The 21,875-nt window shown below is 51.2% G+C and carries 19 protein-coding genes; 7 read left to right on the top strand and 12 right to left on the bottom strand.

The window, feature by feature from the left end:
• Positions 1 to 431 precede the first annotated feature (431 nt).
• From HMPREF3052_RS08745 to HMPREF3052_RS08730, 4 genes are all read left to right on the top strand, one after another.
• Positions 432 to 851, top strand: a complete 420-nt coding sequence (locus tag HMPREF3052_RS08745) for a hypothetical protein (protein WP_070633250.1) — start codon at positions 432 to 434, stop codon at positions 849 to 851.
• 130 nt (positions 852 to 981) lie between these two features.
• Positions 982 to 1,410: a hypothetical protein gene (locus HMPREF3052_RS08740; RefSeq protein WP_070633247.1), complete on the top strand. Its 429-nt coding sequence runs from the start codon at positions 982 to 984 to the stop codon at positions 1,408 to 1,410.
• A 97-nt stretch (positions 1,411 to 1,507) separates the two neighbouring features.
• On the top strand, positions 1,508 to 1,729 hold the full coding sequence (locus tag HMPREF3052_RS08735; protein WP_210398862.1) for a hypothetical protein: 222 nt from the start codon (positions 1,508 to 1,510) through the stop codon (positions 1,727 to 1,729).
• 141 nt (positions 1,730 to 1,870) lie between these two features.
• On the top strand, positions 1,871 to 3,163 hold the full coding sequence (locus HMPREF3052_RS08730; RefSeq protein WP_070749527.1) for a valine--pyruvate transaminase: 1,293 nt from the start codon (positions 1,871 to 1,873) through the stop codon (positions 3,161 to 3,163).
• 68 nt (positions 3,164 to 3,231) lie between these two features.
• Here HMPREF3052_RS08730 and HMPREF3052_RS08725 read toward each other — a convergent pair whose 3' ends face one another.
• The 6 genes from HMPREF3052_RS08725 to HMPREF3052_RS08700 form a co-directional block, all read right to left on the bottom strand.
• A complete protein-coding gene (locus tag HMPREF3052_RS08725; RefSeq protein WP_049328943.1) occupies positions 3,232 to 3,990 on the bottom strand; it encodes an iron ABC transporter ATP-binding protein in 759 nt (252 codons plus the stop codon).
• Positions 3,991 to 4,073: 83 nt separating this feature from the next.
• Positions 4,074 to 4,700 (bottom strand): hypothetical protein, encoded by a 627-nt coding sequence (locus HMPREF3052_RS08720; RefSeq protein ID WP_070749526.1) that lies wholly within the window; start codon positions 4,698 to 4,700, stop codon positions 4,074 to 4,076.
• An 88-nt stretch (positions 4,701 to 4,788) separates the two neighbouring features.
• On the bottom strand, positions 4,789 to 5,760 hold the full coding sequence (locus tag HMPREF3052_RS08715; RefSeq protein WP_070749525.1) for an iron chelate uptake ABC transporter family permease subunit: 972 nt from the start codon (positions 5,758 to 5,760) through the stop codon (positions 4,789 to 4,791).
• The gene (locus tag HMPREF3052_RS08710; RefSeq protein ID WP_036472618.1) at positions 5,750 to 6,718 is read right to left on the bottom strand and encodes an ABC transporter permease; all 969 of its coding nucleotides are present in this window, start codon (positions 6,716 to 6,718) and stop codon (positions 5,750 to 5,752) included. Before HMPREF3052_RS08710 ends, HMPREF3052_RS08715 begins: the two co-directional genes overlap by 11 nt.
• 230 nt (positions 6,719 to 6,948) lie before the next feature.
• Positions 6,949 to 7,911 carry a siderophore ABC transporter substrate-binding protein gene (locus tag HMPREF3052_RS08705; protein ID WP_070749524.1) on the bottom strand — a complete coding sequence of 321 codons (963 nt, stop codon included), beginning with the start codon at positions 7,909 to 7,911 and terminating at the stop codon, positions 6,949 to 6,951.
• 115 nt (positions 7,912 to 8,026) lie between these two features.
• A complete protein-coding gene (locus HMPREF3052_RS08700) occupies positions 8,027 to 10,099 on the bottom strand; it encodes a TonB-dependent siderophore receptor (RefSeq protein ID WP_070749523.1) in 2,073 nt (690 codons plus the stop codon).
• A gap of 415 nt (positions 10,100 to 10,514) precedes the next feature.
• Here HMPREF3052_RS08700 and groES point away from each other — a divergent pair, with 415 nt between their 5' ends.
• Together groES and groL are read left to right on the top strand one after the other, a co-directional pair.
• The gene (gene groES / locus HMPREF3052_RS08695; RefSeq protein ID WP_003684150.1) at positions 10,515 to 10,802 is read left to right on the top strand and encodes a co-chaperone GroES; all 288 of its coding nucleotides are present in this window, start codon (positions 10,515 to 10,517) and stop codon (positions 10,800 to 10,802) included.
• Between the two features lie 98 nt (positions 10,803 to 10,900).
• The gene (groL, locus tag HMPREF3052_RS08690) at positions 10,901 to 12,535 is read left to right on the top strand and encodes a chaperonin GroEL (protein ID WP_070749522.1); all 1,635 of its coding nucleotides are present in this window, start codon (positions 10,901 to 10,903) and stop codon (positions 12,533 to 12,535) included.
• A gap of 301 nt (positions 12,536 to 12,836) precedes the next feature.
• Here the strand turns inward: groL and katA are convergent, their stop codons facing one another.
• From katA to accB, 4 genes are all read right to left on the bottom strand, one after another.
• A complete protein-coding gene (gene katA / locus HMPREF3052_RS08685; protein ID WP_049350803.1) occupies positions 12,837 to 14,351 on the bottom strand; it encodes a catalase KatA in 1,515 nt (504 codons plus the stop codon).
• 304 nt (positions 14,352 to 14,655) lie between these two features.
• On the bottom strand, positions 14,656 to 16,017 hold the full coding sequence (gene accC / locus HMPREF3052_RS08680) for an acetyl-CoA carboxylase biotin carboxylase subunit (protein ID WP_070749521.1): 1,362 nt from the start codon (positions 16,015 to 16,017) through the stop codon (positions 14,656 to 14,658).
• A 29-nt stretch (positions 16,018 to 16,046) separates the two neighbouring features.
• Positions 16,047 to 16,238 carry a YqaE/Pmp3 family membrane protein gene (locus HMPREF3052_RS08675; RefSeq protein ID WP_003684175.1) on the bottom strand — a complete coding sequence of 64 codons (192 nt, stop codon included), beginning with the start codon at positions 16,236 to 16,238 and terminating at the stop codon, positions 16,047 to 16,049.
• A gap of 71 nt (positions 16,239 to 16,309) precedes the next feature.
• Entirely contained in the window at positions 16,310 to 16,768 is a 459-nt protein-coding gene (gene accB / locus HMPREF3052_RS08670; RefSeq protein WP_070749520.1) for an acetyl-CoA carboxylase biotin carboxyl carrier protein, read from the bottom strand.
• A gap of 356 nt (positions 16,769 to 17,124) precedes the next feature.
• On the opposite strand from accB, the gene queA reads away from it, so the two are divergent.
• A complete protein-coding gene (queA, locus tag HMPREF3052_RS08665; RefSeq protein ID WP_070749519.1) occupies positions 17,125 to 18,153 on the top strand; it encodes a tRNA preQ1(34) S-adenosylmethionine ribosyltransferase-isomerase QueA in 1,029 nt (342 codons plus the stop codon).
• A gap of 211 nt (positions 18,154 to 18,364) precedes the next feature.
• Here the strand turns inward: queA and gyrB are convergent, their stop codons facing one another.
• Positions 18,365 to 20,755 (bottom strand): DNA topoisomerase (ATP-hydrolyzing) subunit B, encoded by a 2,391-nt coding sequence (gyrB, locus tag HMPREF3052_RS08660; RefSeq protein ID WP_070749518.1) that lies wholly within the window; start codon positions 20,753 to 20,755, stop codon positions 18,365 to 18,367.
• A 194-nt stretch (positions 20,756 to 20,949) separates the two neighbouring features.
• Entirely contained in the window at positions 20,950 to 21,837 is an 888-nt protein-coding gene (gene prmA / locus HMPREF3052_RS08655) for a 50S ribosomal protein L11 methyltransferase (RefSeq protein ID WP_070749517.1), read from the bottom strand.
• Positions 21,838 to 21,875: the final 38 nt, after the last annotated feature.

Raw genomic sequence — 21,875 nt, 5'->3', positions numbered from 1 at the left:
TCGGGTTATTCAGCATCGATAGCTGAGAAACTAAAGGCCGTCTGAAAAAACCAGGATAACTGGTTTTCAGACGGCCTTTGTCTATTGTGAGGATAATTGTAGAATGTGCCTTTAGATCACAGTTTTTATTGTTAAAAATGAAGAATTTTAGGAGTGTATTACATACGCTCTTTTTTGTATTTAAGGATGCTTGAAAAAAATTAGTAGGCTTAAAATCATCTATTTTATGAAATTTATGGAAGCATGATAGAAGAGAGAGTGGTTTTTGGAAAGTTTTGTACATTGTCTTAAAATATGGCCGTTTGTCGTTTTATTTTATCTATAGTTTGCGAAATACTGCTAGAATGTGAATAATTTAATGTAAACTTATTAATTATAAAGAAATAGTTATTATAATGGTTTAGATTGCTAAAAAGTTAAGGAGTTTTAAAATGAAAAAACTAGCTATTCTTTTGAGTTTGTCCCTTCTTTTGGCAGCTTGTGATTTAGGCTTTCCCAAAATGACTGTTAATTATGATAATTTGCCCCATGGGAAAATTAAAGAATATATTACTAAAACATTTCCAAATGAACCTGAAAAAGAAGCATTGAGCAAAATGATTTATGCTCAGTTAAGTGGTGATAAAAGTGCTGATAATATTAGAAAGACCGTTTCCCAAATGGGTATGACTTGTGAAGTAGAAAAAGAGATTTGCGAGTATTCAGGATATATTAAAACTAAGGTTGCCGGTATTAGCTCAGGAAGTGGTCAGGCCAAACGCATTTATCATATCGTTATTTTCCCTAAAAAAGGGATGGATTCTTTGAAGATTGAATATCAAATTGTAGAAGATACGGAGAAGGTGAATTAAATCTCGAGAAACCTTGAAACAAAATCAGTTTCAAGAAGTTGTTCAAAATACTTCGCAAGGTCAAGAAGAACGCAGCTTAGGCAGCCGTTCGTTTGGTTAAATCCTTTCCCATTTTTAGGAGGTGCTTAATATGAAAAAAATACTCCCCATCTCTCTTGCACTACTTTCTCTATTTTCTGCTGGTTGTGAAGCCAACAACCATGATAAATACTCCAAAATTCAATCGTCAGTTTTAAAAGGAAAAAATGATATGATAACCCAAAGCCCTATGTTGAATGAAATTTTATCAATAAAGAGAACGGATATACCTAGATGGGAGCCTTTTGACGTTAGTCATATCGTATCTAAATATTTGCCTATTGGCTCTTCTCGAGAGCAAGTTATCAATTCATTAAATAAGATGCATCAAGATTATAAGGAAGAAGGCAATTTTATATATGCAGGGTATTTTAAACAGGGGTTACCTCTTGTTCCCTCACCGAGTATTTTTATTGCTTTGCAATTTAATGGAACTGCTCATTTAGAAAAAATCGATGCAACCCTTGATTATGTTGAATAAAGAAGATAAATATAGCAAATGAAAAAATTGAAGTAGGTTATAGGCATATTGGCTCTTTAGGTGTTGACTACCATTATAAATCTTACTCTAGGCACACATGAATAATGATGTACTTAAGCAAGCACTTAAATTTTTGCTTGAAACCGCCGAGGTAATGGTACAGTTTAGGCAAAGTCCCCATCAGATTGTCCAAAATCTTGAGGAAAAATTTGATAAATCACTTTTCGATCAACGCAAGATGGTTACAGAGATGGTATGTGCGGAAGTGACGAAAGAAATGTCAAATTCTGTAGCACTGATTTTTGGCAGGAAGAAATAATACCTGTAGACCAATAAGGTTGTATCAAGCCACTATTCCGTCAAATAGGCCGTCTGAAAAATCAGGATCACTGGTTTTCAGACGGCCTTTGTTCTTATAATAGCAGTTTATTGTTTTTACACACTCAGCAACGGAGTTTTCATGCAGTTTTCAGCATTCGGCGAAAAATTCACACAACACAGCGGTATTTTGCAGTTGATGGACGATTTGGGCGACGCGCTCAAAAGCGACAAGCCCGTCAATATGCTTGGCGGCGGCAATCCGGCGAAGATTGCTGAAGTCAATGCCGTGTTCGCCGATGTGTTTTCCAAGCTGGCGGCGGAACACGCTGTTGAGAATATCGGCAATTATTCCAATCCGCAGGGCGATGCGGCGCTGATTGCGGCTTTGACGGAGTTTCTTAACCGTGAATACGGCTGGAATTTGACGACGGACAATATCGCGCTGACCAATGGTTCGCAAAACGCGTTTTTCTATTTGTTCAACCTGTTTGGCGGTAAATTCAATCTTTCAGACGGCCAAACGGCTGAAAAAGCCATTTTGTTGCCGCTTGCGCCTGAATATATCGGTTATGCCGACGTGCATGTCGAAGGGCAGCATTTTATTTCGGTTAAGCCGAAAATCGAAAACGTCGAACACGAAGGCGAAGCAGGCTTCTTCAAATACCGCGTGAACTTTGATGCGCTGGAGAGCCTGCCCGAATTGAAAGAGGGTAAAATCGGTGCGATTTGCTGTTCGCGTCCGACCAATCCGACCGGCAACGTGCTGACCGACGGCGAAATGGCGCGGCTGGACGCTTTGGCGCAAGAACACGGGATTCCGCTGATTATCGACAACGCTTACGGAATGCCGTTCCCGAATATTATTTACAGCGATGTGACGCTCAACTGGCATGAAAACATCATCCTCTGCTTCAGCCTTTCTAAAATCGGCCTGCCCGGCGTGCGTACCGGCATTATTGTTGCCGCGCCGGAGGTGGTCAAAGCCGTCAGCAGTTTGAATGCGATTGTGAACCTGTCGCCAACCCGTTTCGGCGCGGCGATTGTGGCTCCGCTGTTGAACGACGGCCGTCTGAAACAACTGGCCGATGAAGTGATTCAGCCGTTTTACCGTCAGCAGGCGCAAACAGCGGTTTCCCTGCTCAAGCGTGAATTGGGCGCGTATCCGTTGAAAATCCACAAGCCTGAAGGTGCGATTTTCTTGTGGCTTTGGTTTGAAAACCTGCCTGTTTCGTCGCAAACTCTGTACGAAATACTCAAAGCCGAAGGCACGCTGATTATTCCGGGCGAGCATTTCTTTGTCGGCATTGATACGCAAGACTATCCGCACGCGCACGAGTGCATCCGTATGAGCATTGCGCAGGACGCGGGAACACTGGAAAAAGGCATTGCGGCGATCGGTCGCGTGGTGCGCGGTTTGTACGATAAAAAATAAACGCTTTGAATAGGCAAAGGCCGTCTGAAACCTGGGAAATCGGGTTTCAGGCGGCCTTTTTGTCGGATTTAGATATGGTGGATAACCAGTTTTTTGCCTTCGTAATCGAGGACGTTGACGTCCATATCGAATAGGGTTTTGATGTTTTCGGCGGTGAAAATATCGTTGGGCTTGCCCTGCATGGCGACTTGGCCGTTTTTCATGGCGACGACGTAATCGGCGTAGGCGGCGGCCTGGTTGATGTCGTGCAGGACGACGACGGTGGTGCGTTTGTGTTCGTCGGTCAGCCGGCGCAGGATTTGCATGAGGGAGCGGGCATGATACATGTCGAGGTTGTTCAGCGGTTCGTCCAGCAAAACGTAGTCGGTGCGCTGGCAGAACACCATGGCAATCATGGCGCGTTGGCGTTGGCCGCCGGAAAGCTCGGTCAGGTAGCGGTCGGCGAAGTCTTGCAGGTGGAACTCGGCGAGCGCTTCTTCGACGATGGTTTTATCAGTTTCAGACGGCCTGCCTTGGTGGTAGGGATAGCGGCCGAACATGAGCAGGTCGCGCACGGTAATGCGGCTCATGATGCTGTTTTCTTGGGTAAGGATGGAAAGTGTGCGGGCGAGTTCGGCGGTGGGGGTGGTTTTGATGTCTTTGCCTGCGTAGCTGATGTCGCCGTGTACCAAGGGCTGCAGGCGCGCCATAAAGGAGAGGAGTGTGGACTTGCCTGCGCCGTTCGGTCCGATCAGCGCGGTAATGCCGCCTTCGGGGATGTCGAGGCTGACGTCGTTGAGGATGGGGTTGCTGCCGATGGTGTGGCTGACGTTGCGGATGGTAATCATAGGCGGGTCCGAAAATGGGAAATTGGGGTTTCAGACGGCCTTTCAGCATGAGGCCGTCTGAATTTTATTCCTGTATGGTGTGGTTAGATTTCGCTGACAGTGACAAATTCGGGATTGTCGGCTTGGTCGATCAGGAAGGCGCGGACGCGTTCTTGCCAAAGTTCGCCGAATTGTTTGAGTTCGTATGCACTTGCGCTGCCGCTGACGGCTTTGGGCATGATGTCGCGCATTTGCGGCGCAAAGGGTTGGAGCGCGGCGTTGAGGCTGACGGCAACGGTTTTGCCGGTATCGCGGCGGCGGAGCGCGAGTGTGCCGTTGATTTCGCCTGCACCAAAGGACAAGAGATGGCGGCGGGCAAAGCGTCCGGCTGGGCCTACGCCGCCAAAGCCGGTTTCGGGTGCCGCGCCGGTAAGGAGTTGGACAACGGAAGCGGTAACACCGGTCGTGCCTTCGTCACGCTCGCCCTGCATAAAGGCTTCGATATCGCCGCGTTGTGGCAGCTCTGCGCCGTAAAGGGCTTTCAGGCCTTTGATTACCATCAGGTAGGCTCCGGCGACGGTCGGGCAGGAGTGGCCGCACAGGCGCACGGCATCGGCGTAGCGGTAAGTGAGGATGCCGTTTTCGGCTGCACCGAGGAAGTCGGCCAATGCGTCTTGGACGGTAATGGTCGGGGCGTCATCGAAGAATGAAGGAAGGCGTTCTTGTGTCATGAGGGTTGTCCTTTATGGGTTTGCTTAGGCCGTCTGAAGGTTTCAGACGGCCTGAATTTATTTTTGCGAGCGTTTGGGCACGTTTAATTTATTTCTTTTTCAACACCAAATATAAAAATACCAATCCGCCTGCAAATTCGACGACCACGCTCAATACGGCCTGCATGCCGAGGAAGTGTTCGAAGATGGTTTGCCCGCCGACCAACAGGATGCCGCCGACACAAAAAGTCATGGGCAGGCGGACGGAATGTTTGACCGACGGGGAAAAATAGTTGGCCAGCGCGGCAACCAGCAGGCCGAAAAAGCTTACCGGGCCGACAACGGCGGTCGCAGTTGCAACCAGCGCAGCGATCCACAACAGCAGCCATAAGGTATTGCGCGTGTAGTTGATGCCCAAATTAATGGCCTGATTGCGGCCGAGCAGGTAAACATCGAGGCGGTGGCGTTCGCGCCAGATCACGGCGGCGCTGATGAGCAACACGACTGCGCCGATACCCAACAATTCCGAGTGGACGGTATTGAAAGTGGCAAACATATTCGCCTGCGCAGCGGTAAATTCTTCGGGATCAATCATGCGCGAAAGCAGCGACGAAAGGCTGCGGAACAAAATCCCGAAAATCACGCCGATTAAAATCATGCGCGACAAATCGCGTCCGCCCTGTTTGATGAGCGTGTAGAACAGCAGCAGCGAGCCGCCCATCATGACGACCAGTTCAAAGCCGAATTTGCCCGTCAACGGCAGGGAAGCATAGCCCACGCCGCCGAGCGTAAACACCAGCAAGGTTTGCAAAAACACATACAGCGAATCGAAACCCAAAATCGAAGGGGTCAGAATCGGATTGTTGGTCAGCGTTTGGAAGAGTTGCGTGGATACGCCGACCGCATAGGCGACCATCAGCAGTGCGGCAAGCTTGGTCAGACGCAGATGCAAGACAAAGTCCCAATCGCCTTTGACGTTGAGCGTCATAAACAGAACGCAGGAAACCAGCAACAGCGCAAAGGCGACCCACAACGGGCGGCTGCTTCCTGCCATAAAACCGATATTTTTTTCAGACGGCATGAGCAGGTTTCCTTAATAAAAGCCATAAAAACAAAGCCGTCCCCATTACGCCAAAAACCGTAGAGACCGGAATTTCAAACGGAAACACAATTACGCGTCCGACAATATCGCACAGCAACACCAAAGACGCGCCCAGCAAGGCCACCGCAGGCAGGCTTTGGCGTAGTTTGTCGCCCATCAGGCGGCTGATGATGTTCGGCACGACTAGGCCGATAAACGGAATATTACCGACCGTCACGACCACTAAAGACGTAATCAGCGCCACAATAATCAGCCCCGACCACAGAATCGCCGTCCGGTTCAGCCCCAAATTTACGCTTACTGTTTCGCCCAAACCCAAAATCGTCAGCTGGTCGGCAATCAAATAGGCAAACAAAGCCAAAATCCCCGTTGCCCACAACAATTCATACCGCCCGAGCAACACGCCGGAAAAATCGCCCTGTTGCCACACGCCGAGCATTTGCAGCATTTCGTTTTCATACGCGATAAAGGTGGCCACCGCCTCAATCACCCCGCCGAAAATAATCCCGACCAAAGGCACCATCAGTTGCGCCGTCGGCGGCAGGCGGCGGATCAGCAACATAAAGACCAACATCCCGATCAGCGCGGCAACGGCGGCAACCGACATTTTTGCCAGCAGTGGCGCGGCCGGTAGCAGCAGGGTCATCAGCAGCAAACCCAAAGCCGCGCTTTGGCTTGCGCCCACCATCGACGGTTCGACAAAACGGTTGCGCATCAAAATCTGCATAATCATGCCGGCCACCGCCATCGACGCGCCCGTCAGCACAATCGCAAACGTGCGCGGCAGGCGGCTGATGAACATGACTTGCTGGCTGTCGGATAGCGAAAACAGGGCGGACCATTTGAATTCGGCCACGCCGACCGACAGGCTGACGGCAAACAAGATCAGCAGCGCCACACCGTTGACCGCATTTAAAAATGAAGGTTTGTGAAACATAAAATGGTTCGGAAAAAATAAGGCCGTCTGAAAGAAGGGTTAAGGTATTTTGCGAAAAAGGCAGGTTTGCCCATCATAAAAACAGATGCAAACAGGCAAAAATTGTCCATTTGCACCATGTATTTTCAGACGGCCTAAATCCAATGACTCCAGATCAAGCAGCTTGACCCTGTGAATCATCAAACCCTCCAGGCCGTCTGAAAGAAGCGGGCGGCTATGCCCGTGCCGAATTACTTGGCCGCATTAAACGCATCGCTGACCTGTTTGGAAGCGTTCAGCAATTCTTGTGCGCCGCCGGCCGCCAGATAGGTTTCCGGCACGAGGTACACGACTTGGCCTTTTTTCCATGCAGTTGTTTCGGCAACCAAAGGATTGTTCAAAACATCTTTCGCAGCCTGACCTTCTTCACCGATGGCCGCGCCGCGGTCCAAAACAAACAGCCAATCAGGATTTTTCTCTTTCAGGTATTCAAAGCTGATAGGCTGGCCGTGGCTGCCTTCTTTAATTGATTCATCGACAGCGGGAATGCCGATGTCTTTGTGCAGCCAACCGCCCAAACGGGAAGAAGGGCCGAAAGCCGACATCTTACCGCCGTTGACCAATACCACCAAACCCTTGCCTTTGCCTTGAGCAGCGGTTTTCGCCGCTTCAAACGAAGCATCGATTTCCGCTTTCAGCTTGTCCGCTTCGGCCTGTTTGCCGAAGATTTGCCCCAGTGCGTCGATGCGCTCTTTTGAGCTTTCTTTCAGATTGGCGGTTTCGGCGGTCATCTCGATGGTCGGCGCAATCTCGTTCAACTTGTCAAACGCCTTGGCTGCACGGCTGCCGATGATGATGAGCTGCGGTTTGTAAGCGTTTAAGGCTTCGTAGTCAGGCTCAAACAGCGTGCCGGCAGGTTTTGTGGTTTTGAAATATTCGTCTAAATAAGGCAACCGGTTTTTATCGACGGACAAGCCGGTTTTTACGCCCAGTTTGTTTAAAGTGTCGAGCATGCCCAAATCGTAAACGGCGATACGCTCCGGATTTTGCGGCACTTTTGCCTCGCCGCGCGCGGTTTTCACCGTCAGGCTTGCGCCTTCGGCTTGGGCGGCAGACGCGGAAGCAGTTTGCGCCTGATTGGAAGCAGAATCTTTCGGTGAACACGCACCCAAAGCGAGGGCGCAGCATACGGCTAAAGCGGTCAAACGTAACATAGAGTCTCTCCGTGGTCGGAAATAAAGTAAATCGAAATGATAACTTGTATCGAATTATAAAGCTAGATGCCGTCTGAAAACTTTTGTTTTCAGACGGCTTTTTCAAGCTGATTGCTTAGAAGCGGTAGTTCACACCCAAGCGGACATCGCGGCCGATACCCGGCAAGGTTTCACCGCGTTGGCTGTGCGGATAGTAGAACTTGTTAAACACGTTGTTGACGGCAAAGTTGACATTGAGCGTGTCTTTGCCCAGAGGTTTCCAGTTGGCGAATACATCGTTCACGCCGTAGCCTTTACGTTTGACTTCACCCTTGTCGCGAACCAATACCGAACCGGAGGCTTTTTGCAGGTAGCGTCCGCGCCAGCCGATTTCCAAATTCGGATTTTGGAAGCGGTAGGAGAGGGATGTTGTCCAAGTGCGACCGGTTTGTACGGCAAATTCGGGGTTTGCGCTTAACAGGTTTTTAGGATGGGTGTCGTAGATGCGCGGTTTGCTGTGGCTGACGCCGACTTTAGCCAGCAGGCCGCCTGTGCGGTAAGATGCGCCCAGTTCGTAGCCGTGGTTTTTGATGTAGCCTGCATTGGCAGTTTCTTTAAATGCCGCGCCGTGGCGGTCTTGCGGATTGGCGATGGCGTCGCTGATTTTTTGCCAGAAGTAGCTGCCGTTTGCGGCAAACGTACCGTCGTTGTAGTTGAAGCCGATTTCGGTATTGCGCGCGCGTTCGGCTACTGTGCCGTCTGCAATGGAAACGATGCCTCGGCGGCCGTGGGTCAGCAGTGCGTCGTACAGGCGCGGGCTGCGGCTGGCGTAGTTGTGACTTGCGCTGAAGCTCAAGTTTTCGATAGGTTGGTAAATTACGCCCAGACTCGGGTTGACTTTGCCGTCTGAAACCGATTTGCCGTCATGGGTTTTGACCTCGAAATGGTCGTAACGCAGACCTCCGGTCAGGGTAACATCGCCGATATCTTGGATGGCTTCGACATACACACCGTAATCGGTTTTGGTCGGGTTGGTCAGGCTGTATCCGCGTACCAGACTTTGCAGGGCGGCATCGGTGTTGGTGTATTGCGAATTCAGGAAGGCATGGGGTTTGATTTCCTGATGGCGGTAGTTGACACCGTATTTCAACAGGGTTTTTTCGGCAAGGCGGCTGTCGAAGTTGATATTTGCACCTTTGGTGGTGATTTTAGTTGTGGTCGGGCCTGGGACTTTGCCTGCGTAATTGCTGCCGCTGTCATCGGCGGAATAGCGTTCGTTTTCCAATACATAGGCGTTGGCATTCAGTTTTTCGACAAAACCCAAGTTTTTACCCGTGTACTCTAAGTTAGTGTTGGATTGAGTGGTTTCTCGGTAGGATGGGGCTTGGTTTGCCAAGGTCAGGCGCGGGTCATTGGTGAGGGTAAATTCTTCACGGATGGTGCGGATGCCTCGGTGCTGATCATTCATGTGGCTTAATACTAAGCGGTTGTCGCCGAAGTTTGCGCCGATTTTGGCCAGATAGCTGCGCTTGTCCAGCGCGCTGAATGGTACGGTTTTACCGCTGTTGCTGTTTGTATAGCCTTTGCCGGGTTCGTAATCTTTTTCATCGTTGCGGCTATAGGAGAATAAGCCGTCGAAGTTGCCGGCTTTTCCGAACACGCTTGCGCCGTAGCTTACGCCGCCATTGCTGTCATAGCCGCTGTTGAGGCGCACCCCCCAGTTTTTGTCCAAACCTTTCAGCAAGTCTTCGGCATCGACGGTTTTGGTAATAATCGCGCCGTTGGTCGCGCCGATACCGGCAGATGCCGAACCTGCGCCTTTCTGTACGGAGACGATTTTGACCAGCGCAGGGTCGATGATGAAACGGCCTTGGTGATACAGTATTTGGCTGTCGGAATAGGCGTTGTCCACCTTGATGTCGACAGAGTTCTGACCCATGCCGCGCAAGGTCATGTGTTGGGATGTGCCGTTACCGCCGCCGAAATCGATGGCAGGTTCTTCTTTTAACAATTCGCGCAAATCGGTTGATGTGCTTTCGTCTTTTTGACGAAGGGTGACGATATTGGTTTTGATTTTGCTGCCTTGGCGGTCACCTTTAACGGTAACGGTATCAAGCACAACATTGTCTTTGGCTTCATTTTCTGCGTGTGCAAAACCGGCTGCCAGTGTCAGTGACAGCAGGCTCAGTCGGAACAGGGGCGTATTCATTGAATTGTCCTTAATAAAATGACAGTAATAAAAAAATAAAAGCAAATCAAAGAGGAATTATCTTTAAAATATGCAATTAAGAATAATCATCATTTACAATAATGCATTAAAAAGGAATAGTTGTAAAGAGTTGTGCTGCATTTGTAAAGGAATTGTGTTGTTTTTAAACGAATTTTGCAGTTTGTATGTCGGGCCGTCTGAAAAATAAGTGATCGGGCATTTTTGCGTATGAAAATATTTGGAAAGACTGCATAGAATTTTTTACTTTTTCCCTTGAATTTGTCGCAAACAACCCAAATCTACCCGCCATTACGGCAGGCTTTCCATAAGTGTGCCGCTATTTCCAAGCAAACCGTGTCTGTCATGTCCGACAGACAATTGTTTTCAATCTATTTATTTATCGGAGCATTAAGACATGACCATCCGCCCTTTACACGACCGCGTAGTCGTCAAACGCTTAGAAGCTGAAGAAAAAACCGCCTCCGGCATCGTCTTGCCGGGCGCAGCCGCTGAAAAACCCGACATGGGCGAAGTGATCGCCGTGGGTGCGGGCAAAATCGGTAAAGACGGCGAGCGCCGTCCGCTGGATGTCAAAGTCGGCGACAAAGTGATCTTCGGCAAATACAGCGGTCAAACTGTAAAAGCCGACGGCGAAGAGCTGTTGGTAATGCGTGAAGAAGACATCTTCGGTATCGTTGAATAATTGTTGAATTAAGTTTCAGAACCAAAGGCCGTCTGAATCAAATATGAAGTTTTCAGACGGCCTCGAACAGATTTTTAATATTGATTTGGAGAATTTAAATGGCAGCAAAAGACGTACAATTCGGCAATGAAGTTCGCCAAAAAATGGTAAACGGCGTCAATGTATTGGCAAACGCCGTCCGCGTAACTTTGGGCCCTAAAGGCCGCAACGTAGTCGTTGACCGCGCATTCGGCGGCCCGCACATCACTAAAGACGGCGTTACCGTCGCTAAAGAAATCGAACTGAAAGACAAATTCGAAAACATGGGCGCGCAAATGGTGAAAGAAGTGGCGTCCAAAACCAACGACGTAGCGGGCGACGGTACGACTACCGCCACCGTACTGGCGCAAGCCATCGTAGCTGAAGGCATGAAATACGTGACCGCCGGCATGAACCCGACTGACCTGAAACGCGGTATCGACAAAGCTGTTGCCGCTTTGGTTGAAGAACTGAAAAACATCGCCAAACCTTGCGATACGTCCAAAGAAATTGCCCAAGTCGGTTCGATTTCCGCCAACTCCGACGAACAAGTCGGCGCGATTATTGCCGAAGCGATGGAAAAAGTCGGCAAAGAAGGCGTGATTACCGTTGAAGACGGCAAATCTTTGGAAAACGAATTGGATGTCGTCGAGGGTATGCAGTTCGACCGCGGCTACCTGTCCCCTTACTTCATCAACGACGCGGAAAAACAAATCGCTGCGCTGGACAACCCGTTTGTATTGCTGTTCGACAAAAAAATCAGCAACATCCGCGACCTGCTGCCTGTTTTGGAACAAGTGGCAAAAGCCAGCCGTCCGCTTTTGATTATCGCTGAAGACGTAGAAGGCGAAGCCTTGGCGACTTTGGTCGTGAACAACATCCGCGGCATCCTGAAAACCGTTGCCGTTAAAGCTCCGGGCTTCGGCGACCGCCGCAAAGCCATGTTGCAAGACATCGCCATCCTGACCGGTGGCACCGTAATTGCCGAAGAAGTCGGCCTGTCTTTGGAAAAAGCCACTCTGGAAGACTTGGGTCAAGCCAAACGAATCGAAATCGGTAAAGAAAACACCACCATCATCGACGGCTTCGGCGATGCTGCCCAAATCGAAGCGCGTGTTGCTGAAATCCGCCAACAAATCGAAACCGCAACCAGCGATTACGACAAAGAAAAACTGCAAGAGCGCGTTGCCAAACTGGCAGGCGGCGTGGCAGTAATCAAAGTCGGTGCTGCTACCGAAGTCGAAATGAAAGAGAAAAAAGACCGCGTGGAAGACGCGCTGCACGCTACCCGCGCAGCCGTTGAAGAAGGCGTGGTTGCCGGCGGCGGCGTAGCCCTGTTGCGCGCCCGTGCCGCTTTGGAAAACCTGCACACCGGCAATGCCGACCAAGATGCAGGCGTACAAATCGTCTTGCGTGCCGTTGAGTCTCCGCTGCGCCAAATCGTTGCCAACGCAGGCGGCGAGCCTAGCGTAGTGGTGAACAAAGTGCTGGAAGGCAAAGGCAACTACGGTTACAACGCAGGCTCCGGCGAATACGGCGACATGATCGAAATGGGCGTACTCGACCCTGCCAAAGTAACCCGTTCCGCGCTGCAACACGCTGCGTCTATCGCCGGCCTGATGCTGACGACCGACTGCATGATTGCCGAAATCCCTGAAGAAAAACCAGCTATGCCTGACATGGGCGGCATGGGTGGAATGGGCGGCATGATGTAAGGCCGTCTGAAACCTTCAGACAAAAAGCAAACCGCATGGCAAGCAGCCGTGCGGTTTTTTATTTGCCAGTAGAAGCGTGAGATGGTAAGGGGTACGCCATGATTTACAGAGAAATAAGGGTAGCCAGTTCCATTGAATCAGAAGCAATCAAATAAACTTCATTATAAAAAAGGCCATCTGAAACTTTATTTTATGTTTCAGACGGCCTGATTAATGATCTAAACTGTTACTTTTTGTTTGAACGGCTGTATCGGACAGCTTGAGACAAGATTTCTTCAATTTCTATCCACATAATGCTTCCTTACAGCAAACCAGATTGACCTAAAGCCGGATCGTTGGCTCGTGCCGCTTGGGCATCTTCGACAGTCAGTCCAAGGGCTTTGGCCACGCCTTCGCCGTATGCCGGATCGCAACGGTAGCAGTTGCGGATATGGCGGTATTTGATGAAGTCTGGTGCATCACCCATGGCTGCGGCGGTGTTGTTAAACAAAGCTTGTTGTTGCTCATTGTTCATCAGCTTGAACAAAGCGCGCGGTTGGCTGAAGTAGTCGTCATCGTCTTGGCGGTAATCCCAGTGCGCCGCATCGCCGCTGATTTTCAAAGGAGGTTCGGCGAAGTCGGGCTGTTGCTGCCATTGGCCGAAGCTGTTGGGTTCGTAGTGCGGCAGGCTGCCGTAGTTGCCGTCGGCGCGACCTTGCCCATCGCGCTGGTTGCTGTGAACAGGGCAACGCGGGCGGTTGACGGGGATTTGGCGGAAGTTCACGCCTAAGCGGTAGCGTTGCGCGTCGGCGTAATTGAACAAACGGGCTTGCAGCATTTTGTCGGGGCTGGCGCCGATACCGGGCACAAGGTTGCTCGGTGCGAAGGCGGATTGTTCCACATCGGCGAAGAAGTTTTCGGGATTGCGGTTCAACTCGAATTCGCCCACTTCAATCAGCGGATAGTCTTTTTTCGGCCAAACTTTGGTCAAGTCAAACGGATGATACGGTACTTTTTCCGCATCGGCTTCAGGCATGATTTGGATGTACATCGTCCATTTCGGAAACTCGCCGCGTTCGATGGCTTCGTACAGGTCGCGTTGATGGCTTTCGCGGTCGTCGGCGATGATTTTGGCGGCTTCTTCATTGGTCAGGTTTTTAATTCCTTGCTGGGTGCGGAAATGGAATTTCACCCAAAAACGCTCGCCTGCTTCGTTCCAGAAGCTGTAAGTATGCGAACCGAAGCCGTGCATATGACGGTAGCTGGCTGGAATACCGCGGTCGCTCATGACGATGGTAACTTGGTGCAGTGCCTCGGGCAGCAGCGTCCAGAAGTCCCAGTTGTTCGTGGCAGAACGCATATTGGTGCGCGGGTCGCGTTTGACGGCTTTGTTCAGGTCAGGGAACTTACGCGGGTCGCGCAGGAAGAATACGGGCGTGTTGTTGCCGACCATATCCCAGTTGCCTTCTTCGGTATAGAACTTCAACGCAAAGCCGCGGATGTCGCGTTCCGCATCGGCTGCGCCGCGCTCGCCTGCCACGGTGGTGAAACGGGCGAACATCTCGGTTTTCTTGCCAACTTCGCTGAAGATTTTGGCGCGGGTGTATTTCGTGATGTCGTGCGTTACGGTGAACGTACCGAACGCACCCGAACCTTTGGCGTGCATACGGCGTTCGGGGATGACTTCGCGCACGAAGTCGGCGAGTTTTTCATTCAGCCACAAATCCTGCGCCAGCAACGGGCCGCGCGGACCAGCGGTCAGGCTGTTTTGATTGTCGGCAACGGGGGCGCCGTTGTTCATGGTCAGGTGGGTTACGGGACATTTAGAGACGGTCATGATGATTTCCTTTGTGAAATGGTCAATGGTTTATAAAACGATTTGCCGAAAAGCATATTCGTAGCCGGTTTCTTGGCATTCATAAATTTCTTGTATCGACATTTTATTTCCTTTTGCTGTTAACTATTAAAAGAACTATACAGAAAGATTTTAACTATTGGAACTATGAAATCGATTTAGAATTAATATTAATCAATCAGAAATTAAATTCTATTAGTTTTTATCAATGATTAAGCTGTAAAAAAGGCCGTCTGAAACTTTATTTTGTGTTTCAGACGGCCTTATTTTTAGTCAAAACAAGGGATTATTTATCCAGTTTGGCTTTGCGTTCTTCCAACCAATGTTCCAAGTAGTGGATGCTGACGCCACCTTTTTGGAAGCCTGGGTCACTGAACAAATCGCGGTGCAGCGGTGTATTGGTTTTGATGCCGGTAATCGCCAGCTCGGCAAGGGCTACGCGCATTTTCGCCATGGCTTGGCCGCGGTCTTTACCGATAACGCAGATTTTGCCGATCAGGCTGTCGTAGTAAGGAGGGATGCGGTAGCCTTGGTAGATGTGGCTGTCGACGCGGATGCCGAAGCCGCCGGGCAGGTGGCAGCTTTCAATCAGACCCGGGCTTGGAATGAAGTTGTATGGGTCTTCGGCGTTGATACGGCACTCAAACGCGTGACCTTCGACTTGAATGTCTTCCTGTTTGTATTGCAAAGGCAGGCCGGATGCGATGCGTAATTGCTCTTGGACGATGTCCACGCCGGTGATGAGCTCGGTAACTGGATGCTCAACCTGAACGCGTGTGTTCATCTCGATAAAGAAGAATTCGCCGTCTTCGTACAGGAATTCAAACGTACCTGCGCCACGATAGCCGATACGTTTGCAAGCGTCGGCACAGGCTTTGCCGATTTTGGCGCGTTCTTCTTCAGTGATGAACGGGGCAGGTGCTTCTTCGATAACTTTTTGGTGGCGGCGCTGCATGGAGCAGTCGCGCTCGGCGAGGTAGATGGCGTTGCCGTATTCGTCGGCAATCACTTGGATTTCGACGTGGCGCGGACGTTGCAGGTAGCGCTCCATGTAAACCATCGGGTTGCCGAATGCCGCGCCTGCTTCGGCTTTGGTCATTTCGACAGACTGGAGGAGGTCTTCTTTTTTCTCGACGACGCGCATACCGCGACCGCCACCGCCGCCGGAGGCTTTGATAATGACGGGATAACCGACTTTATCGGCGATTTTGAGGATTTCTTCGCCATCGTCTGGCAATGCGCCTTCAGAACCGGGAACGCAAGGCACGCCGGCTTCGATCATGGCGTGTTTGGCGGATACTTTGTCACCCATCAGACGGATGGTATCGGCTTTCGGACCGATGAAGACAAAGCCGGATTGTTCGACTTGTTCGGCAAAATTGGCGTTTTCGGCGAGGAAGCCGTAGCCCGGGTGGATGCCGTCGGCTTCGGTTACTTCGGCGGCTGCGATGATGGCCGGGATGTTGAGGTAGCTTTGTGCGGATGCGGCAGGGCCGATGCACACGGATTCGTCGGCGAGTTTGACGTGCAGGCTGTCTTTGTCGGCTTCGGAATGGACGGCGACGGTGGCGATGCCCATTTCACGGCAGGCTCGCAGGACGCGCAGGGCGATTTCGCCCCGGTTGGCGATCAATACTTTTTTCAGCATGATAATCTTTCCGGATGGTTCAGACGGCCTCAGCGGCCGCCTAATGCGTTGCGGATTTTTTGGTCGGTTTTGTATTGGCTCAAGGCGTAAACCGACCACATGGCTGCCGGTATCCAGCCAACCAGCGTACATTGCAGAATCAGACAGATGATGCCTGCAATCGGACGGCCGATGGTGAAAAACTGCAACCAAGGCAAGAAAATAGCCAAAATCAGACGCATGGTTTGTCCTTAATGAACAGAAAAAGGAATTTCAGACGGCCTCGAAACTGAAGGCCGTCTGAAAAAACGGATTATTCAATGATGAAAAGCGGCTCGCCGTATTCGACCGGAGTACCGTTTTCAACCAGAATTTCTTTAACGACACCGGATTTCTCGGCTTCGATTTCGTTCATCAGCTTCATGGCTTCGATGATGCACAAAGTATCGCCGACTTTAACCTGTTGGCCGACCTCGACAAAAGCGGCGGCGTTCGGGCCGGGAGCGCGGTAGAACGTACCGACCATAGGCGATTTTTGTGCGTTGGACAAATCACGAGCGGCAGGGGCGGCGGCTGGAGCGGCTGCGGCCGGAGCAGCAGCAGGGGAGGCAACCGGAGCGGCTGCGGCAGGTGCCGGAGCAGCATAAATAGGAGCTGCGGCGGCAGTGGTACGCGTAATGCGGACTTTTTCTTCGCCTTCGGTAACTTCAATTTCTGCAATGCCTGATTCTTCGACCAAATCAATCAGTTTTTTTAATTTACGCAAATCCATTGCTTTTCCTTTTTAGCGCGGCATAAAGTGCATATTGGGTATGCGCCGCTGTGGTTTTAGATGATTTCCTGAGACGTCGGAAGGCAGATTTGCCATCCGGCGTTTAAATAATGTCGGAACAGGGCGGAGCCTGAGAAATGAATCTGGTTATTTTCCCGAACTTGCCGGTAAATGTCCAGTAAAAGATAGAAAAAAGGCGTTTTTCGGCGAAAAAAAGGATGGAACGCTGATTTTTGTTAAAAAGCGATTTTCCCAAGAGCGTTTATTCTAATTTATTGGTTTTGCGACAAAACATGCCGTCTGAAAACCAACTTTGCGCGTATAATGGCGCCTGTTTTTTTAAAGTATGCACGACAATGGATATTTCCGATTTTGATTTTGAATTGCCCGAAAAACTGATTGCCCAGCATCCTCCGGAAGTGCGCGGCAGCAGCAGGCTTCTGGTTGCCTTGCCGACATTGCCGATTGAAGACAAACATTTCGGCGATTTACCCGATTATGTCGCACCGGGCGATGTGCTGGTGTTTAACAATACCAAAGTGATGAAGGCGCGCCTGTTCGGCCAAAAAGCCAGCGGCGGCAAAATCGAAGCCCTGATTGAACGGGTTTTAGACGCGCATACCGCATTGGCGCATATCCGCTCGTCCAAATCGCCGAAACCGGGTACGAAATTGATTTTTGAAGGCGATATCCGCGCTGTCATGATGGAGCGTGCGGAAGAATTGTTTTGCCTGAAATTTGAAGGCGAGCAAACCGTTTACGAACTTTTAGAGCAAAACGGCCATCTGCCCTTGCCGCCTTATATCGAACGCGCGGCCGATGACGAAGACGACAGCCGCTATCAGACCGTGTACGCCAAATATCAAGGCGCAGTGGCCGCGCCGACGGCGGGTTTGCACTTTACCGATGAGTTGTTGGGCCGTCTGAAAGCCAAAGGCGTAGAAACCGCGGAAGTGACCCTGCACGTCGGTGCCGGCACATTCCAACCCGTGCGCGTCGATAAAATTGAAGAACACAAAATGCACAGCGAGTGGTTTGACGTACCGGCCGAGACCGTTGCCGCCGTTGAAGCCGCCAAAGCGCGCGGCAATAAAGTATGGGCAGTGGGCACAACCTCCATGCGCGCCTTGGAATCCGCCGCACGCGAAACAGGCCGTCTGAAAGCCGGTCACGGCGATACCGATATTTTCATTACGCCGGGCTACCGCTTCAATGTGGCCGACCGATTGATTACCAACTTCCACCTGCCCAAATCAACCTTGCTGATGCTCGTCAGCGCGTTTTCGGGCATGGAGCATATCCGCAGCGTTTACCGCCATGCGGTGGAACAGGAATACCGCTTTTTCAGCTATGGCGATGCGATGATTTTGGGGAAAGCGGAATAAAGCGGAAGCGGATTGGAGCGTTTTAAACTGGTTATTTGGGATTGTCCAGAATCCAAATCAGTTGGAACACTCTATTAAAATATGCGAATTAAAATAAATGATTGAAGTAAACGCCGCGAAGTGGTTGGAATTTGAGTTGTAAGAAATAAAGCACAAAAAACAAAAAGGCCGTCTGAAAATGGTTTTCAGACGGCCTTTTATCTTTCCATGCTTAGGCATCGATGTTTTGTGCCAGCAGGGCGTTGTTTTCGATGAAGGCGCGGCGCGGTTCGACTTCGTCGCCCATAAGGGTAACGAACACTTCGTCGGCGGCAATGGCGTCTTCGATGCGGACTTTCAGGAGACGGCGGACGGTAGGATCCATCGTGGTTTCCCAAAGTTGTTCCGGATTCATCTCGCCCAAGCCTTTGTATCGCTGGATAGACATGCCTTTTTGGGCAACGCTCATCAAGATGTCCAAAGCGCCTTCAAAGCTGTCGATGTCGTATTCGTTGTCGCCTTTGTAGAGCTTCGCCCCTTCGCCGACCATGCCTTTGAGTGCGGCGGCGGTTTGGGTAAGGGTTTGGTAGGCTTTGCTGTTGAGGAACTTAGGCTCGAGGTAGCTCACCATCACGTTGCCGTGCAGCTTGCGTGTAATTTTGATGAACTGGTGTCCTTCGTGGCCCTCGATACGTTCGAGCGCGACTTCTTTTTCGTCCAAGAGGCCGCTCAATTCGGCAATGGCGCGATCTGCGCTTTCTGCTGTGCTGAGGTCGACCGGCGAAGCGTGCAGCATGGCATGCAGGACGAGTTCGTCAATGATGCGGCTTTCTTGCTCGATGACGGTTTTGGCCAACAGGAATTGTTTGGCGGTATTGGCAAGCTCTTCGCCTTCGATGGTACGGCCGTCTGAAACGATTTTGGCTTTTTCCAAGGCCAAACCGAGCAGCCATTGGTCTTTTTCCAGTTCGTCTTTGAGATAGCGCTCTTGTTTGCCGTATTTGGCTTTGTACAAAGGCGGCTGGGCGATGTAGATGTAGCCGCGTTCGACCAGCTCGGGCATTTGACGGTAGAAGAAGGTCAGGAGCAGGGTGCGGATGTGCGCGCCGTCCACGTCGGCATCGGTCATGATGATGATGCGGTGGTAGCGCAGTTTTTCGGCATTGAATTCTTCTTTGCCGATGCCAGCGCCTAGAGCGGTAATCAGCGTGGCGACTTCTTGGCTGGCCAGCATTTTTTCAAAACGTGCTTTCTCGACGTTCAAAATTTTACCTTTAAGCGGCAAAATCGCTTGGAATTTGCGGTCGCGGCCCTGCATGGCGGAACCACCTGCGGAGTCGCCCTCGACGAGGTAGAGTTCGGACAGGGCAGGGTCTTTTTCTTGGCAGTCGGCAAGTTTGCCCGGCAGGCCCAAACCGTCCATCACGCCTTTGCGGCGGGTAATTTCACGTGCTTTGCGGGCGGCTTCGCGTGCGCGGGCGGCATCGACGATTTTGCTGGTGATGATTTTGGCTTCGGTCGGGTTTTCTTCAAGGAAGTCGGTCAGTGCTTGGTTGATGACTTCGTTGACGACGGGGCCGATTTCGCTGGAAACCAGTTTGTCTTTGGTTTGCGATGAGAATTTCGGGTCGGGCAGTTTGACGGACAAAACGCAGGTCAGGCCTTCACGCATATCGTCTCCGGCGGTTTCCACTTTGGCTTTTTTAGCCACTTCGTTGGCTTCGATATAGTTGTTGATGGTGCGGGTCATCACTTGGCGCAGCGCGGTCAAGTGCGTACCGCCGTCGCGTTGCGGAATGTTGTTGGTAAAACATTGCACGCTTTCTTGGTAGCTGTCGTTCCATTGCATCGCGCATTCGACGCTCATGCCGTCTTTTTCGCCGAACGCGTAGAAGATTTTTTCGTGCAACGGCGTTTTTTTGCGGTTCATGTATTGCACGAAGCCGGCCACGCCGCCGGAAAGGGCGAAGCTTTCGTGTTTACCGTCACGTTCGTCAATCAATTCTATGTCCACGCCGTTGTTCAGGAAGGAAAGTTCGCGGATACGCTTGGCGAGGATGTCGAAGCTGTATTCGACGTTGCCGAAGGTTTCCGCGCTGGCGAGGAAACGCACGGTCGTGCCTTTTTTGTCGGAATCGCCGACCACTCGCAACGGCTCTTCGGTTTCGCCGCGCACGAAGCGGACGAAGTGTTCTTTGCCGTCGCGGTAGATGGTCAGCGTGACCCAGTCGGACAGCGCGTTGACGACGGACACGCCTACACCGTGCAGGCCACCGGAGATTTTGTAGCTGTTGTTGTCAAACTTACCGCCCGCGTGCAATACGGTCATGATGACTTCGGCGGCGGAGCGTCCTTCTTTCGGGTGGATGCCGGTGGGCATGCCGCGGCCGTTGTCGGCCACGCTGACGGAATTGTCGGCATGGATGGTTACGGTGATTTTGTCGCAATGTCCCGCCAGTGCTTCGTCGATGGCGTTGTCCAATACTTCGAACACCATGTGGTGCAGGCCGCTGCCGTCCTGCGTGTCGCCGATATACATACCGGGGCGTTTGCGTACCGCTTCCAAGCCTTCCAGCACTTGTATGCTGTCGGCGCCGTATTCTTCGTGTTTTTGGTCAGTCATGGTCTTTTCTTGCTGAATTTCAAGGAATTTTTCCGTGCGTGCGATGAGATATCAAACGGGCGCGGCGGATGTGTTCCGAAAGGTCAAAATAATAGGCAATTATACCTGATTTTGCTGGATTATTCAGCGTTTTAAGTGCAAAAAGGCCGTCTGAAAGATTAAATTTCAGACGGCCTTTGTATCGGAAAACAGGTTTAGCGTTTGACGCCGCTCAATCGCGCCCAGCCTTCTTCGATTTCGGCAGGCTCGATGTCGAACCATTGGCTGTAAATGCCGCTGAGTTCTTCGACTTGTTCGTCCAAAAGGCCGGACAAGACAATGCGGCCGCCTTGTTTGGTACGTGCGGCAAGCATTTCGCCGAGCATACGCAACGGGTTGGCCAGAATGTTGGCGATAACGACATCAAATTGGCCTTGCGGCAGGCCATCCGGCAGGTAGAACTGCGCGTCGACGTTGTTTTGCGCGGCATTATCTTTACTGGCGCGGATGGCTTGTTCGTCAATATCTACACCGATGGCGGAGCCTGCGCCGAGTTTGAGGGCAGCAATGGCCAAAATGCCTGAGCCGCAGCCGTAGTCCAATACGCTTTCGCCGCCTTTGAGCTGTGTGTCGAGCCATTTGAGGCAGAGGCGTGTGGTCGGATGGCTGCCCGTACCAAAGGCAAGACCCGGGTCGAGTTGCAGGTTGACGGCGTTGCCGTTGGGCGCTTCGTGCCAAGACGGGGTAATCCACAGGCGGTCGGAAATTTGAATCGGGTCGAATTGCGCTTGGGTCAGGCGTACCCAGTCTTGATCTTCAAGGATTTCGCCGGTGTATTTCAAATCGTTCAAACCGCATTCCTGCGCGGCGGCTTTGATAATGGAAGCGGCGTCGTCGCTTTCGCCGAAAAGGGCGATGACTTTGCTTTGTTGCCAGATTTGCTCGGTCGGCATGCCCGGCTCGCCGAAAATGGCCTGCTCGTTTTCTGTGCCGGCATAGGCATCTTCAATGGCGGCGGACAATGCGCCGTGTTCCATCAGCGCATCGGCAAGGCGTTCGGCGATGGCATCGTTGACGTTGATGGTGATTTGTTGATAGGACATGGTGGGGCTTTCTTTTTAATAAGGCCGTCTGAAAATCG

The organism is Neisseria sp. HMSC056A03 (genome assembly GCF_001815685.1).
Classification (GTDB): domain Bacteria; phylum Pseudomonadota; class Gammaproteobacteria; order Burkholderiales; family Neisseriaceae; genus Neisseria; species Neisseria subflava.
Note: the sequence above shows the minus strand (reverse complement) of the source record. Positions and strands in the feature narration are given on the sequence as shown.